The sequence below is a fragment of the Neoaquamicrobium sediminum genome (assembly GCF_013240295.1).
Taxonomy (GTDB): domain Bacteria; phylum Pseudomonadota; class Alphaproteobacteria; order Rhizobiales; family Rhizobiaceae; genus Aerobium; species Aerobium sediminum.
Window position 1 is genome coordinate 140,527 of record NZ_JABETK010000006.1, and the last position, 13,630, is coordinate 154,156.

A 13,630-nucleotide genomic window follows, 5' to 3' on the forward strand; every position below is an offset into this window, starting at 1 on the left:
CCGCTCCTGCTTCCCGAGTTCGCGCGGAGCAGCGGGTGAGAGGGGGCAAGGTGCGAGCGCCGGGGATCACCCGCCCTGCACAAGCGGAGCGCAGCGCAGCGCGGAAGGGTGGGGAGACCGGCGATCGGGCCTTGCTGGGGAGAGAGGGCGGCGCCCTCTTTCCCCGACCAAGGATCAAAAGGGACCGCCTGGTGGCGGTCTCCATGTTGGAAAGCGCAGGACAAGCGGCCGCGCCTGTCCTCGCAAAGGAAACGGGGAGACGGCGGCACCCGCCTCCCCGGATGCCTCACCACGGAATCTCGGCGTCGGGATCGAGGGGCGCGATCGGCGTCGCGGCCGGACGCTCGGGATCGGGCCGGTAGTAGATGACGACGGCCGGGATGGTGAAGCCGGTCTCCTCGGCAAGCTGGTCGAGGATCGGGCGCAGGCCGCAAAGTTCGTCATCGGCAAGCTCGCGCACCCAATGGCGCGCGCTGAACAGCTCGTAGTCGCATTCATCGGCGATGCGATAGCTGCCCGCATTGTCGGCGTGACGCCAGCCGCCGACATTGTAGGGGTGGTTGTTGTGGAGCCAGAAGTGCTCGACGCGGATACGCATCTCGCTCAGCGCGTAGGCCGCGAGATCAGCCTTGCGGGGGTCCCGCTCGGCCATCATTTCGCGCCACAGCGCGAGGACCCGGTCGAGGTCGTCGCGGAACTCCTCGATATGGCCGATGACCATATCGTGGGCGTCACGGGCGAGATCGGTGTCGCAGCCGAGCCGGTTGGCCCGGACGATAAGCTTGAAGCCGGACAGCTTCACCATCAGCATGAGGGCTTTGTCCCAAGTCATGACGTTCTCCTTTCGTCGTTCTGACGGCAAGGAGGCCGCACCGCCCGCATCGAGGGGTCAGGGATCGCGAAGCGACCGCCTGAGGCGGCGAGCGGGGGAGCCGAAATGCGACGAGCATTTTGGGGGACCGCGATGTCCTTGACGCCGGAGAGGCGGTGCGACGATGGGACGTCAGAGAGACGCCAGACCACGGCCCCGCCGGGGGCCGTGTCCGTATCCGGCGGCCAGCCGGCCGATCCACGACCGGCATCGAGAACCAAGAGACGAGAGGCGACCGGAGCCGCCTCCCGGAGATCGATTTCGGCGCGCTAGCCGGACCGGCCGCCCGGGCGCTGCTCGTGCGACAGCACCCAGATCGCAAGGGCGTCTTCTGTCCAGAAGTACCGATCCAGCGTGAAGGCGATGCCGAGCTCGTTCTCGATCCGGCCGATCAGGCCGGCGAGGTCGCCGAGCTCCTCGATCGGCGCGGTGACCTTCTTGGGATAGCCTTCCTCCACGCGCAGCCAAGCGCCGGTGGCCGGATCGAGCATCTGGCCATCGTCGCCGGCGAGCGGCTCGGCATCGAGCAGAGGCACGACGGCGAAATCGGTCTCGAAGTGGTCCCAAGCGTCCCAGCACCCCGGCTCGGCGCGCTCGTCCAGCGCCCGCTGGGCCGGCGTGGTCGAGTAGCGGTATTCGAGGTCGGCCTCCAGCGCGTCCTGCTCGTAGGCGAGCATCTGGCCGATCTCGCCGATAAGGCGGCGGCGCGCCTTGCGGGCGACGGCATTCTCCTTGCCGCGCCGGCCGAGATGGACCAGCCGCAGGAAATGGGTCAGCCGCGCGATGCGGTCGTCGTGGATGTCGATGAGGTCCTCGATCGTCATGGTTGATCTCCTTCATTACGATGACGGAGATCGGCCCCGGGCTAGTCGTGCGTCGGGTCAAGGACCGCGTCAGCGGCCGTTCGCGGCGAGTGGGGGAGCCGATTTTCCGGCAATGCCCTTTTCGGGCATCGGCTGAAAATTGGGGGAACCGCTCGTCCTTGAGGCGATGCGCGCGGCCCGTATACTGGGCCGTCTGAGTGATGCAACCCACGGCCCCGCCAGGGGCCGTGACCGTATCCGGCCGCCAGCCGGGCCTGACCTGTCCGCACGCGCCGGGTTTCATGGTGACAGTGATCGGGCGGACCTGCCGTCAGCGAACGGGGGCGGTCCATCCGCTCCCGCGCGCTTGCCGAGACGCATTGAAGGAGGGCGGGGCGAACCCCGCCCTCCGTGATGTCAGCGTCGCGCGGCGACAAAGACGACTCCGGTCTGCTCCCTCAACTGCTCGCAGAGCTCCGCGAGGCCCTCCTGCTCGGCGGCCGGAACCACGGTGTAGTCCAGTATGACGACGCACTCCTCGCCGTCGCCCCATGCCGTGGTGCGGATCTGATCGAGCAGCGAGTGCGGGCCGTCGTCGAGCCAGTTCCATTCGAAATCCATGCGGTCGGTCAGGAGGTTGAAGTCCTCCTCGGTGATCTCCGCTGCCTGAAGCTGCTGACGCAGCTCGGACAGGCGGTCGGCGTCGTGCCTGAGATCATCCATCATGTCGTCGAGCTTGTTGAGGAAGGTGGCGTGAAGGCTGCGCGCAAAGGCCGTCTCGCAGCGCTCGTAGCTGAGGTCCACGCTCTTGCGTATGGCCTTGACCGTTTCGAACATCGCGATGTGGTTGAGTTCAGTCATGATTGTCTCCTTTCGTACTGACGAAAGGTGGCCACGTTGTAGACCCGAGAGGGTCAAGGATCGCGCAGCGACCGCCAGCGGCGGCGAGCGGGGGAGCCGATTTTCTGGCGCCGCCCCTTTCGGGCGGCGGCTGAAAATTGGGGGACCGCGAAGTCCTTGACGCTGGAGGGGCTGGCGTAAAATGGGATGTCAGAAGAACAACCCGCGGCCCCGACCAGGGGCCGCGTCCGCTTCCGGCGGCCAGCCGGCCCTGCGCCCTCCCCGCACCGCCCTCGCCCGGGGACGATGCGCCGGGGCTGCCGCATCGCGAGAGGATCGTCACCCGCATGGGCCGAAACCGCATTAGCGGGTTCGGTGAGCGCAGCGAATAGAGCCGTGCCCCGAAGGGGCCTCGCCCAACCCCTCCCTTCCGAATGCAGACATCCGGCCACGACGGGACCGGTCTCGCACACCCATCACCACGATGAATCGGTCGCCCCGGATCGATTCATACAAGTCGTTGGACGCCGCTTCCAAAGGCAAGCGAGACTCCCCCATGACAGAAATCGAGACGCGCCCGATCCATCTTCGCCGCATCGATCCATCGCGGAACATGCGGCGCTTCTACGTGCTGGCCGTGCAGCCGACGCTGTTCGGCGGCGCGTCGGTGATCCGACATTGGGGACGGATCGGCACCAACGGGCAAGCCAAGATCGAGACCTTCGACCGGCCGGACGAGGCGGATGGCGCGTTCATGCGCCTTGCGCGCGCGAAGCGCCGGCGCGGGTACGCCGATCCCTGAGACCGGCGCGCGGGGCGTCCCCCGCCGGCGAGGACGGCGAAAGCCGCCCCTAGAAGGGCGGCTCGGCGCTCAGCTGGCCTTCGAGCTCGGCCCAGATCACCTCGCGCTCGGCCAGCGCCATCTCCAGCGCCTCCATGATCTCGCCGCGCTCCGTGCGGTCGACGGCGTTCCTGAGCTCGGCGCGCAGCTCCTCGATGTGCTGATCGATCGACATTGGTCATCTCCTTGATTGTGGTGAAAGATGACGCCGGCGGTCATGGGGGCCGGAGGGGTCAAGGAGCGCGAAGCGACCGGCGGAGCCGGCGAGTGGGGGAGCCGAAATGCGAACAGCATTTTGGGGGACCGCTCGTCCTTGAGGCCTTCGGGCCGCCATGGCACGATCGGACGATCTGAGCAGACATTCCCGGTCCCGGTTGAGCGCCCGTCCGGCGGCGCGACCATCACCGCGCCCGGTGTCGCGTCCGGCGACCCACGCCCGGTCCAGCACGGGAAAAGGCCCCGCCCTTTCGGGGCGGGGCCTTGCGATCGGGCCTTTAGAAGGGGATTTCGTCCGAATCCTCGGTCTGGCCGCCGGCGCGGTCGCGCTTGGGCCAGGCGATGAACTCGACGCGGTCGGCGAGGATCTCGGTGCCGTAGCGGTCATTGCCTTCCTTGTCCTTCCACTGGGTGTTGTGGATGCGCCCGAAGACCGCGACCTTCATGCCCTTGACGCAGTGCTTTTCCACCGTCTCTGCCTGGACGTTGAAGGACTTGATGCGGTGCCACTCGGTGTCCTGCTCGGCGTAGCCGTTCTCGCCCTTGACGACCTTGCCGTCGACGCGGCGCGGGCGGGAGGTGGCGAGGCGGAACACGGAGATCGTGGTCTTCTTGTTGACCCGGGTGGTCTCGGGGTCGTTGCCGATATTGCCGACGAGAAGTACGAAGTTGGTCATTTCCTGTCTCCTTGGCTCGTCCGGGGGACCGTCCCTCCGAACAAGACCCGGCGACGGACGTCGGGAGGCGAGCGCACCGAAGCTTCCTTCAAAGAGCGAGGGAAACCCCGAAGGGCCGGGGTGGAGCGGGCAGGCGCGGCACGCGCCAACACGGCCCGGCCCGGAGGGGTTGCGGTCGGAAACCGAACGGCCGTAGGGGCTGTTTTTGTTTCGGAGGGCTGTCTTTCCCCGGGCGTTACCGGAGACGGGACGCCGACCAGAGGATCACCGCGGCACGATCGCTGCGGCCCGCACCGCTGGATCGACACGACCCATCGATCTGCGCCCCAGCGCGCACCTCTTCCCGGCTGCTACACGACTTGGCAGCGTCTTCGTCATCGGGCCCGAGCGCCGGCCGGGCAGGCAATCCGAACCCGGCACCGTCACCACCCACCGGCATGGCACGAGGCGGGGGCGCACCCCAGCCAGGTGTGAAGCGTCGCGGACGGGGGTATCCGCACCACGCCGGACCGGACACCATGAAGACCCGCCCGGCGCCGCGTCCTGGCCCCGCGTCATCGTCACACCCACCATCGCCTTCGCCGGCGACCGGAGCGGGGAAGCGGACATGGCGTTTCCGCCTATGGCCGCAAGGCCTGCCCCACTAGGGTCAGGCCGCCTTCCGGCGCGACCGTTCGGCGAGAAGCGCGTCATAGCGCCCGTGGATGGCGTCGCGGTCGAGGAAGCGCGAGCGAAAGCCGAACAGCGCCGTGACCTCGCGCCGGACAGAAGCGAGGATGTCGGCCTCGTCGTCGGTGAGCATGCGCGTGGGCCAGCCGCGGACATAGAGCATGGGCCGGGTGATGCGCCGTTCGGCTTCGATCCTGAGCCGCGCCCTTTCCTTTGCCGCGGCAAGCCCGTTGCGGTCCTCGCTGCCGAGGAGATGAGGCGCGATGTCGCCGAGCCACCGGCCGCCCTGGAACGCGAAGCTGCTGGCGATCTCGAGGGCCACCATGCGGCGATAGAGATCGTGGGACTCGGGCTGCGCCGCCGCGGCGATGAGATCGGGCAGGCTGGACATGATGCAGAAACGGCAGGAGACGCGGCTCATGCCGAACCGCCCATAGGCGGGATGCGGGTCGAGGCCGCGCCGGGTGATGGAGGAGAAGACTGCCTCCTCGCTCCAGTCGAGGAGCGGCCGCCAGGTCCAGATCCGGCCATCCCGGTCCGGATCGGCACTGTCGAGCCGCGCGCGCCGCCGGCTTTCGGCGCGCCTGACGCCGGTGACGTTGACGACGATCCGGCCGGGAAAGCGGCGCCTGAGCATCGCGGCGATGGGGTGGGACTTCATCTCCGAGGTACAGAAACGCATCGCCGGCGTGCTCCAGCACGGCACGAGCGTCACCGTCGCGAGGTCCTCGTAGCGGGCGACGCTCGATTGCCAGCGGCTTTCCCAGCGGGACATGAGGTCGCCGCGCTGCCGCCGCAGCACGACCAGCTCGAGCCCGAGATGATCGGCGAGGTCTTGGCAGTGCGGCAGGGAATCGCGCCACTCGACCGAGCCGAGGTCGGCGTGAACGAGAAGGCGCGGGCCGGCATGGCCCGCGCGGTCGAGGTGGTCGCAGACCTCCAGCGCGGCGGCCTGGCTATCCTTGCCGCCGGAAACGCCGATCGCGACGGGAGCATCCGTCGCGATCAGGCGCTCGATGGCGGGTGCGATGGCCAGCGCCATCACGCCGCCTCCGGCATGGCATCGGCCTGCGATTGCAGGCCGTGCAGGAAGGTGACGGCGCGCTGCGCGTGCGCAGCGGCCTGGAAGATGGCGCGTTTGTCGTCGGCAAGCACCGTGAGCCAGCTTGCAAGATAGGCAGCGTGATCGGGCCGCGGCTCTAGTTCGGGCACGATGCCGAGATCGGCGCAGAGCAGCGCCGAGCCGATTTCCGCGACCAGTTCCTCGCGGGCGCGCTCGCTGCGGTCCTTGCCATAGCGGCTGAGATCGCGGCCGACGCGCTTCGCAGCCGCCGTCCAGTGGACGCTTTCGTGGCTGAGGACCGCGACGTACGAGGCCGCATCGCGAAAACTCTCGAAGGGCGGCATCTGGATATGGTCGGTCGCCGGCGCATAGAAGGCCTTCGACCCGCCGTGCCGGATCACCGCGCCGGTATTGGCAAAGAACCGGTCGGCATGTTCGATCCGCTCTACCGGATCGAGGATCGACACGGGGCGGTGATGATAGTGCTCGGGCAGGCCGTCGATCTGCGCGACGTTGAAAACGCCATAGGCCCTGAGGAACGGGATGTCGCGCTCGACCTCGTCTCCGCGGGCGTCGGTCTCGGTCTTCGTGAACCGGCTGGCGTAGATGACCGTGGTGCTGGTCTCGCCCTTGCGCACCTGCGCGCCGAGCTCGGCCGCCTGCCGATAGGTCATCCAGATCGGGGCGTCATAGCCGCGCTCCATGGCCTCGGACCACAACAGCAGCACGTTCATGCCTGAATAGGGCTCGCCATTGTGGCGAAGCGGCCTTGTGATACGGCCCGCCGCGTTGCCGGCGCTCCAGGGCTGCACCCAGGGGCGCACGCCCTCTTCGAGCTGGGCGACGATCCGCTCGGTTATCCGGGCATGGATATCGACGCGGGGCTCCTTTTCTCTTTCCTGCTCATTTCGCTGAACCTCCAGTTTTCGTGGTCGCGCCTATCGCGACCCCGTCACGGCGGTCCCTCGGCCGGGCCAGTCGGGGCGGGCGCACCCGAAGGGCCGGAACGCCAGTGGAGGACGGCGAAGCCGTTGCGCCCTGGTCCCGGGTCCGGCAGGAACCGCCGTCCGGGACGGGGCGGGATGCGCGCCCCTCTCATTCCCCTCCTCGCAGAGCCCCCCGGGGGCAGACTTGCGATGGGCGCGGGAAAAGCGCCCTGCCGAGGCAGGGCGCGATGGCGGGGAGGTCGGGGCGGTTCAGTGAACCGAGCTGGCGCCGGCGTGGGGGTCGTATTCGTAGAGGGCGACGACATCGGCATCGCCGAGCTCGTCGGCGGGCAGGACGCCGTATGTCCCGCCGGTGCGGAAGAGAATGACCGTGGTCATCAGGGTGCGGGCGAGGTTCCAGGCGTGCTTCTGGGCGAGTTCGAGATTGTGCGACATGGCTGAGGCTCCATCTTGCCGAGCGGGCCGATCCCGCTCGATGGCTCCGTCAGTGTCCGGCTCCGGTCGCGATCACCGCGCAGGCGCAGCCAAGCGGCCGCAGCTTGCTAGCGGACCCCTTGCGGGTTGATCGTGGAAGACCCGGAGCCGGACCAGGAAGCCATCACCAGAGAGCGGGATCGGACCGCGCCACGATGCAGCGCCGATGCCATGCCCAATTCGGACGCTGGCCATGCGCGGTTGCGGACCTGCCGATGAGCCCTCGGTCTCGCCGCCCAAGCCGGTCACGGTTCACGCACCGCCGCCAGCCCGCCAACGGGACCATGGAGGGATCGGGTGCGCCTCACCGCCAGGATCGGCGCGGCGCGCCGCCGTCCTGATCGCCGCGGCGTCCCCGCGCGGAGACGGGGCAGGGACCGGTCCGGTCAGCTCGACCGTGCCGAAATCATTATCTATGTCAGGGGTCTATTCGTCGATGGCGATCCAGCAGGGCGCCGCGCCGGCGCCAGATTTCCGGCTTGCTCAGGGCCAGCCAGCGGAAATGGAGCGGAGCCGAAGCCCCGCTCCGGTATCGGGCGTCAGCCGAATGCGGCCATCTGCATCTCAGCGACCTTGCGGTCGAGCGTCCGGCCGGGGTTTTCGACGGCCCGCTCATAGGGCTTCCAGCGCTCGCCCACGACATGTTCGTAGCCGGAGACGGCGCCCTCGGCCGCCATCAGCAGGGCGTGCGACTGCAGGCACATGTCGGCGGCGAACTCTCGCTTGCGGTCGGCCGCACTGTCAAACCCGACCGGACCGTCGCGGTCCTCGTCGCGCGCGTCGTTTTCGAGCCGGCTGCTCGCGGCCCGGGCCTCGCTCACGGCCCGGCTGTAGAATTGGCCGGCGCCGAAGGCGGAACCGACATAGGCGCCGACGATCCGCTGGAGGTGGATCTGCATGGCGCGCTCGCCTACGCCTTCGCTCATGGCGTCGGCCGTCTCGACGATCATCCGGCGGTGCAGCTCGCGCACGCCGTCGCTGTCGACGGACTGCCGTGCGAAGATCTCGGCGATGTGGGCGGCCAGGGCCGCATCCGGGCAGCAGTGCCGGATCATCTCGAGCGTGGTGGCCTTGCGCCGCTCGACGGTCCTCGCGGGCTGACGGGGTGCGCGTGCGGGTTTTGTCATGGGAGTACCCTTTCCTTTCGCTTGTCCCGAAGGCCAAGACCGGCCCGTGCCGGCCCTCCCTTCGGGCGCGGTCACGAAAACCGGCGGAAAGACGGGCGCTTCAGGGTCCGGGTCCGCCAGATCGAGCGATGGCGGGCTGCGGACAAGCAGGGCTGGATAGCCCTCGCGCGGGACGCGGCCCGCCATTGCCGAGAGCGGCGGGCACCGGCCGCCCCCGGCGCGCCAGCGGCCTTGAAGCGAACGGCCGCCGGTTTAGACCGCAGCCAGAACCGAAGGGAGGGCCGGCACGGGTTCGATTGCCAAAAAGGGACGGGCAACAGGAGAGGATCGCTCTCGACATGCCGCCGTGCCGCCCCGGCCAGCTCCAGGCCGCTGCGAGGAAAACCACATCGGTCCCGAAAATGATCGCGCGCGCCCGGACGTCTGCCGCAATCGAACTCGATCCAGACCGCGCAGGATCGATAGGAGATGGCTGTGATGCGCCCGACGCGCGCCGGTCAGGCGGACTGTGTCGATGCCTTCCAGACGTCCGGCCGCCACGCCTGGATCAGCGCTTCGATCTCGGCGCGGTACTCGGTGGGATAGACGGCCTCCGGCTGCCGGGCGAGCCAGGAGAAGACAGTCGCCATCGCCTCGGCGAGTTCGCGCTCGACGGCAAAGAGATCGGTGAGATCGAAGCGCCCGAGGCTCGCCTGGTTCCACCAGGCAAGGATGAAGTCAGCCACCCTCTTGGCCTGTCCGGTGTCGCTGCGCGCGACATCGAGCAGACGCTCGAAGGCGAACCGCGTCTCAAGGTCCATGCCGGATCCCGATGCCTCGCTCATCGCAGAAGCTCCCTGTGCTGTTCGCGTGACCTTACAGCCGAGGGCGGCGCAATGCACGCGCCGGCTTCCGCGCCCGTCCGGCGACGCCCCGGACGGCATTGCGGGCGTCGGCCACCGTGTCGAAGCCCATCACGCCGCAATCATCGTAGAAGAAGTGGCCGGGAAGAAGCGTGACGATGATGCCGTTGCCGATATCGCGTTCGTCGTCCCAGTGCTCGACAAGCGGATGGTCGGGGCCAGGACGCGCGGCCCGGGTCATTGTCCGCTCTCGGCTATTCCGCCGCCGGCATCCGCGCCGGGCGTTGCCCGGTGGCGTCATGGACGATATTGTCGGCCCGCCCGAGCACGGTCAAAGCGCGCGGGAGCCAATGCGCAAACTGGTCGCGGGACAGCCCCATGACCCGCGCCGGCTCCTTCAGGACCTCGACAAGGTCGTCGAAGAGATCGGCCTTGCGCGCGAGCGCCTCGTCGAACTGTTCGGGGATGGCGAGGCTAGGGCCGGAACCATCGGTTTCGCCCTTCCAGATGCCGGTGACATAGGTGGCGCCGGACGTCTCGTGATCCTCCTTGCCGCCTGTCCAGTCCTCGTCGTCCAAGGCGAGCGCGCAGGCCTCCTCGAGAGTGGGGGCTTGATAGGTTTGCTGACGATAGATGGGCAGCCTGTAGGTGGTCTCGATCGTGTAGCGGGGCATCTCGCCCTCCTTTGCTATTGCGGTAGTGGTGAAAAGCCAGGGTCAGGCGGCGCGCGCGACGCCGCGCGTGAGGCGGGACTGCAGGACGGCGATCGCCTTGTCCTGGCGCGCCAGTTTGCGCGTGAGCGCATCGATCTCGTGCTGGCGCTCCGCGGTGATGGCGGCAAGGTTGGAGCGATACCGTTCGAGGAACGCGGCAGGTTCGGGCGCCTTGCCCCGCCGATAGCCGGCGTGCTTGCGCCCGATCAGCGGGATCATGGCGGTCATCCGCCGGGTGATCTGGCGCTCGATCATGGTGAGCTGGTGCTGCGTCTGCCGGCGGGCGTCCTCCATGCGCGAGAGCCGCCGGTCGAGCTCGGAGGAAGAGGTCATGGCGACGTCCTCCGCTGCCACCCGATGAAGCTCGACGGACCGCCATAGACCCGGTGGCGCTCTGGATCGATGACGAAGCCGAAGCGCCCGATGTTGTATTCGCCGGCCGGAACGAGGAAACGGCGTTCCTCGGTGCCCTCCCCGCGCCGGCCGCCGGGCGTCGCAACACATTCGACGAACCCCTTCTCGTGCTCAGAGGTGATCGCCGAGACCACGATCCAGTCCGCGGCGTGTTTTTCGAGGAAGGCTCGCTCGTCCTTCTTGCGGGATTCGCCGGGTTCGAGCACCGTTCCGGTGATCGCTTCCCAGGCGTCGGGATAGCTGTCCTTGATGGTGCGCTCGGCGCAGCGGCGCTCGAAGGACGTGAAGAGGTGCGGGAAGGTGAAGGCGACGATCGCCCAGTCCGCATCTTCTTCATAGGCGCCGCCACGGACGCGCAGCAGAGGGTGGACCTTGCGATTGCGCTCGCCCGACAGCAGGAATCCACCATGACCGGCGGTCGAGTGGGCGACGACGCCCTCGGCATATATGGTCGCGCCCTGTGACGGGCCCCAGGGCGTATTGGCCGTCGAGCGGACGTCCTGGCGGCCAAGACCACGCAGCTCACGCTGGTTTTCGGCCTTTTCCGCGATTCTGGCGCGAAATGCGTCCTCGTCGGCGATATCTCCGGAGTTGCCGTAGAAGTCGTCGCGCCGCCACGCCTCCATCGGCCGGCGAAGGCGCCAGCCGGTGGCAAGGAAATAGCGTAAGTCGCGGCATGGCACCATGGCGAATGCCGTGTCGCCGACCAGCGCCACCATGAGGCCGTCGGCGCTCTTTCCGAAAGAAACCTCCGGAAATCCGGCGTTGGCATCGATCGGGGGCGAGATGTATCGGTGCTCATGCCGCGTCCCTCCCCTCGATAGCGTCGGCCGCGGCCTCGGCCGCCGTCACGATGTCGATGACGGCATTGGGATAGCCGTGCCGGGAAAGCCACTCCTCGGCCGCCGCGCGATGCGTGGCAAGGTGAACGAGCTCGCCATAGTCGCCGGGCCGGTCGAACACACGGGCCGAGCCGATGGGCGGACGTTCGATGATCGTGAACTGCAAGGCAGAGCGTAGCCCGAACGTGCGGCGGACGCGGATCGCGATACCGGACGCGGTGCCGTAGTCGGCCTCGTGGAGCGTGAAATTGGCCTCGGCGTCGAAGGCACCTCCCTCGCGGGCGCCCTGTTTGCGAATGAGCCGCCCCTGGCTGTTATTTTCCTTCCAGGCGGAGAGCTTCTTTCGGTGCCGGTCCGGTGGACGCGGGGCTCCGTCCGACCAGGCGATGATGGCCCCGATGGGGGCGGACTCGATGATCTTGTGCGCGGACATGACGTCCTCCAGCAATTGCGGGTGGAAACGAAAGCGCCGCCGGGTCGCCCCGGCGGCGGGTAGTGGTCGGGATGATGGGGGCGCCCGCTATTCGGCCGCTTCGCGGAATCCCTCGTCCTCGCCATCGGCGGGCTGACCGGCGTCAGGAGCGACGATAGGCTCGTCCTCACGGGCCTCGGGCTTGTCGGTCACCGCATCGGCGGCCTGGTCCTTCACCACGACGGTGTTGGACGACAGCCAGTCGCGTAGCTTCTCAGCATCCGGCGCGAAGAGCGCGGCAGGATGCACGAAGCTGTTCGTGGTGAAATGCTTGGCGAGAGCGCAGCGCGTTTCGCGCACCGTCTTGCAAAGCGATACCGACGCTTCCTTGCACGCCGCTTCGATCACCGGGCGAGACAGACACGACAGGAAATCGTCGGTGCCCATGTTGGGCAGGAAGCTGTCCGCTCCGATCGCCTCGCCGGCGATGCGGGCGACAATGCCGCTCCTGGTGGCGTTCTCCCGGCACGAGAGGACCTCGATGAGCGTGAGACGCGCGGCAACCCGCAACGTATCAATGTCGAACGCCAGGTCACCCTCGCCATTGAACAACATAGCCGCGAGACGGCCGAACCGCTGCCCGTAGCCATATTCGCCACCCGCACCGGAATCGACGCGCACATTCTGGCTGGCAAATGCAAGAACCAGCAATGCCATCAGCGTGTCGTCCTCGATCGGAGCCCGGCCGAGCGCGTCGTGCAACGCGTCGGTGCGGAAGTCACCGATCATCTTGACGCCGTTGCCGGTGATTTCCGGGCGGGGTCTGGAGACGACGGTTTCACCCGTGCCATGCTTTGCACCGGATTTGCTCTTCGCCTTCTTGGCCTCGGGCATCCGGTAGTGGACGGACTGGACCTTGCCATCGCGGTCGATGTACATCGCCGTGTGGTCGGACTTCGACGGCTTGCCGTGGATGCGCTCCGCCTTCGGCGGGAGTACCGGTCCTCCCCACGTATTTGTCTCGACGATGATGCCGCGCTTCGGCAAATGGTTGGCCATCCATTCCTGCTGAGCACCGAGATAGGCTTCGGCATTCGTGGTATAGCGGCCATCCTCGCCCTCCGGCGCCCAAAGGTCGAGGGCCCATTCGATACCATAGGCTTGCGCAAGATCGTCGCCAAAGCTGGCATCCTTCGCATACATGCGCGTCTTGGTGAGCGCGGTCGCCACCCAGTGCCAATCGACCTTGGGATACGCCCTGGACGGCTTGTACTTCTTCCAGACCTCAGCCTGCTCGTCGAGCGGAGCGGCCGCGATCGTGCGAAGCTGATTGTCCTTGGGGGAGTCGCCCTTGGCGATCTGGTCGAGCATCGCGGGCAGGAGGCTCGCGAACAGACGGAGCTGCTTGACCACACGAACCTGTAGCGCAAGGGCGAGCGCGACCGCATCCTCGGTCCAGCCAAGCGCGATAAGGCGCTCGATCGCCCGCCACTGGTCAACGGGATTCAGCCCCTCGCGGACGATGTTCTCGGCAAAGGAGCGCATGGCGCCGTTGTCGTTGTCGGCCTCGTCCTTGACCAGAATGTCGATCTCTTCGAGGCCCGCCTTGATCGCCAGTCTCGTTCGACGGTGGCCGGCATTGATGACGAAGCCGTTTCCGCCATTGGTCTGCGGAGCGACTTCTGGCGGAACGATAATGCCCAGGACCTTGATCGAGGCAAGCAACATCTTGTCGGCCTGCGGTGTGGACGGGGTCTGGCGCGAGCGGTCGGGATTGTCCACCAGCGCGCGCGGATCGATTTTCATGAGTCTCATGGATTGCTCCTTTTCGGGGATCTGGAAGCCGGCCCTTCGCCGGTCCCTTCTCGTCTTCATTCCG

17 protein-coding genes are annotated in these 13,630 nt (G+C 67.6%); 1 reads left to right on the forward strand and 16 read right to left on the reverse strand.

All coding sequences use genetic code 11. From position 1 onward, the window contains the following. Positions 1-286: 286 nt before the first annotated feature. The 3 genes from HK436_RS29595 to HK436_RS29605 form a co-directional block, all read right to left on the reverse strand. A complete protein-coding gene (locus HK436_RS29595) occupies positions 287-832 on the reverse strand; it encodes a hypothetical protein (protein WP_173195140.1) in 546 nt (181 codons plus the stop codon). Between the two features lie 308 nt (positions 833-1,140). Then, entirely contained in the window at positions 1,141-1,695 is a 555-nt protein-coding gene (locus HK436_RS29600; protein ID WP_173195141.1) for a hypothetical protein, read from the reverse strand. 396 nt (positions 1,696-2,091) lie between these two features. After that, positions 2,092-2,535 carry a hypothetical protein gene (locus HK436_RS29605; protein ID WP_173195142.1) on the reverse strand — a complete coding sequence of 148 codons (444 nt, stop codon included), beginning with the start codon at positions 2,533-2,535 and terminating at the stop codon, positions 2,092-2,094. A gap of 535 nt (positions 2,536-3,070) precedes the next feature. Here HK436_RS29605 and HK436_RS29610 point away from each other — a divergent pair. Then, positions 3,071-3,316 carry a WGR domain-containing protein gene (locus HK436_RS29610; protein ID WP_173195143.1) on the forward strand — a complete coding sequence of 82 codons (246 nt, stop codon included), beginning with the start codon at positions 3,071-3,073 and terminating at the stop codon, positions 3,314-3,316. A gap of 49 nt (positions 3,317-3,365) precedes the next feature. On the opposite strand, the gene HK436_RS29615 is transcribed toward HK436_RS29610, so the two are convergent. From HK436_RS29615 to HK436_RS29675, 13 genes are all read right to left on the reverse strand, one after another. Further along, positions 3,366-3,530, reverse strand: coding sequence for a hypothetical protein (locus HK436_RS29615; RefSeq protein ID WP_173195144.1), 165 nt, complete (start codon positions 3,528-3,530; stop codon positions 3,366-3,368). Positions 3,531-3,849: 319 nt separating this feature from the next. Beyond that, complete coding sequence (locus tag HK436_RS29620; RefSeq protein ID WP_173195145.1) at positions 3,850-4,248, reverse strand: single-stranded DNA-binding protein; 399 nt, start codon at positions 4,246-4,248, stop codon at positions 3,850-3,852. A gap of 649 nt (positions 4,249-4,897) precedes the next feature. After that, positions 4,898-5,959, reverse strand: a complete 1,062-nt coding sequence (locus tag HK436_RS29625) for a phosphoadenosine phosphosulfate reductase domain-containing protein (protein ID WP_173195146.1) — start codon at positions 5,957-5,959, stop codon at positions 4,898-4,900. Beyond that, positions 5,959-6,903, reverse strand: coding sequence for an ArdC family protein (locus HK436_RS29630; protein WP_173195223.1), 945 nt, complete (start codon positions 6,901-6,903; stop codon positions 5,959-5,961). The genes HK436_RS29625 and HK436_RS29630 overlap by 1 nt, the downstream gene beginning before the upstream one ends. Positions 6,904-7,176: 273 nt before the next feature. Continuing rightward, on the reverse strand, positions 7,177-7,362 hold the full coding sequence (locus HK436_RS29635) for a hypothetical protein (RefSeq protein ID WP_173195147.1): 186 nt from the start codon (positions 7,360-7,362) through the stop codon (positions 7,177-7,179). 578 nt (positions 7,363-7,940) lie between these two features. Continuing rightward, entirely contained in the window at positions 7,941-8,528 is a 588-nt protein-coding gene (locus tag HK436_RS29640) for a hypothetical protein (protein ID WP_173195148.1), read from the reverse strand. Between the two features lie 497 nt (positions 8,529-9,025). Next, positions 9,026-9,352 (reverse strand): DUF7673 family protein, encoded by a 327-nt coding sequence (locus tag HK436_RS29645; protein ID WP_312860806.1) that lies wholly within the window; start codon positions 9,350-9,352, stop codon positions 9,026-9,028. Between the two features lie 31 nt (positions 9,353-9,383). Continuing rightward, positions 9,384-9,611 carry a hypothetical protein gene (locus HK436_RS29650; RefSeq protein ID WP_173195149.1) on the reverse strand — a complete coding sequence of 76 codons (228 nt, stop codon included), beginning with the start codon at positions 9,609-9,611 and terminating at the stop codon, positions 9,384-9,386. Between the two features lie 13 nt (positions 9,612-9,624). Continuing rightward, positions 9,625-10,044 carry a hypothetical protein gene (locus HK436_RS29655; protein WP_173195150.1) on the reverse strand — a complete coding sequence of 140 codons (420 nt, stop codon included), beginning with the start codon at positions 10,042-10,044 and terminating at the stop codon, positions 9,625-9,627. Positions 10,045-10,086: 42 nt separating this feature from the next. Further along, positions 10,087-10,416: a hypothetical protein gene (locus HK436_RS29660; protein ID WP_173195151.1), complete on the reverse strand. Its 330-nt coding sequence runs from the start codon at positions 10,414-10,416 to the stop codon at positions 10,087-10,089. Beyond that, a complete protein-coding gene (locus HK436_RS29665) occupies positions 10,413-11,216 on the reverse strand; it encodes a DUF7007 domain-containing protein (RefSeq protein ID WP_244649548.1) in 804 nt (267 codons plus the stop codon). Before HK436_RS29665 ends, HK436_RS29660 begins: the two co-directional genes overlap by 4 nt. 79 nt (positions 11,217-11,295) lie before the next feature. Continuing rightward, the gene (locus HK436_RS29670) at positions 11,296-11,772 is read right to left on the reverse strand and encodes a UCP036055 family protein (RefSeq protein WP_173195152.1); all 477 of its coding nucleotides are present in this window, start codon (positions 11,770-11,772) and stop codon (positions 11,296-11,298) included. Positions 11,773-11,859: 87 nt separating this feature from the next. Beyond that, positions 11,860-13,566 (reverse strand): ParB N-terminal domain-containing protein, encoded by a 1,707-nt coding sequence (locus HK436_RS29675; RefSeq protein ID WP_173195153.1) that lies wholly within the window; start codon positions 13,564-13,566, stop codon positions 11,860-11,862. Between the last annotated feature and the right edge of the window lie 64 nt (positions 13,567-13,630).

Coding starts and splice junctions, on each gene's coding strand:
- HK436_RS29595 (WP_173195140.1), bottom strand. CDS start 832: ATGACTTGGGACAAAGCCCTCATGCTGATGGTGAAGCTGTCCGGCTTC.
- HK436_RS29600 (WP_173195141.1), bottom strand. CDS start 1,695: ATGACGATCGAGGACCTCATCGACATCCACGACGACCGCATCGCGCGG.
- HK436_RS29605 (WP_173195142.1), bottom strand. CDS start 2,535: ATGACTGAACTCAACCACATCGCGATGTTCGAAACGGTCAAGGCCATA.
- HK436_RS29610 (WP_173195143.1), top strand. CDS start 3,071: ATGACAGAAATCGAGACGCGCCCGATCCATCTTCGCCGCATCGATCCA.
- HK436_RS29615 (WP_173195144.1), bottom strand. CDS start 3,530: ATGTCGATCGATCAGCACATCGAGGAGCTGCGCGCCGAGCTCAGGAAC.
- HK436_RS29620 (WP_173195145.1), bottom strand. CDS start 4,248: ATGACCAACTTCGTACTTCTCGTCGGCAATATCGGCAACGACCCCGAG.
- HK436_RS29625 (WP_173195146.1), bottom strand. CDS start 5,959: ATGGCGCTGGCCATCGCACCCGCCATCGAGCGCCTGATCGCGACGGAT.
- HK436_RS29635 (WP_173195147.1), bottom strand. CDS start 7,362: ATGTCGCACAATCTCGAACTCGCCCAGAAGCACGCCTGGAACCTCGCC.
- HK436_RS29640 (WP_173195148.1), bottom strand. CDS start 8,528: ATGACAAAACCCGCACGCGCACCCCGTCAGCCCGCGAGGACCGTCGAG.
- HK436_RS29645 (WP_312860806.1), bottom strand. CDS start 9,352: ATGAGCGAGGCATCGGGATCCGGCATGGACCTTGAGACGCGGTTCGCC.
- HK436_RS29650 (WP_173195149.1), bottom strand. CDS start 9,611: ATGACCCGGGCCGCGCGTCCTGGCCCCGACCATCCGCTTGTCGAGCAC.
- HK436_RS29655 (WP_173195150.1), bottom strand. CDS start 10,044: ATGCCCCGCTACACGATCGAGACCACCTACAGGCTGCCCATCTATCGT.
- HK436_RS29660 (WP_173195151.1), bottom strand. CDS start 10,416: ATGACCTCTTCCTCCGAGCTCGACCGGCGGCTCTCGCGCATGGAGGAC.
- HK436_RS29665 (WP_244649548.1), bottom strand. CDS start 11,216: ATGGTGGCGCTGGTCGGCGACACGGCATTCGCCATGGTGCCATGCCGC.
- HK436_RS29670 (WP_173195152.1), bottom strand. CDS start 11,772: ATGTCCGCGCACAAGATCATCGAGTCCGCCCCCATCGGGGCCATCATC.
- HK436_RS29675 (WP_173195153.1), bottom strand. CDS start 13,566: ATGAGACTCATGAAAATCGATCCGCGCGCGCTGGTGGACAATCCCGAC.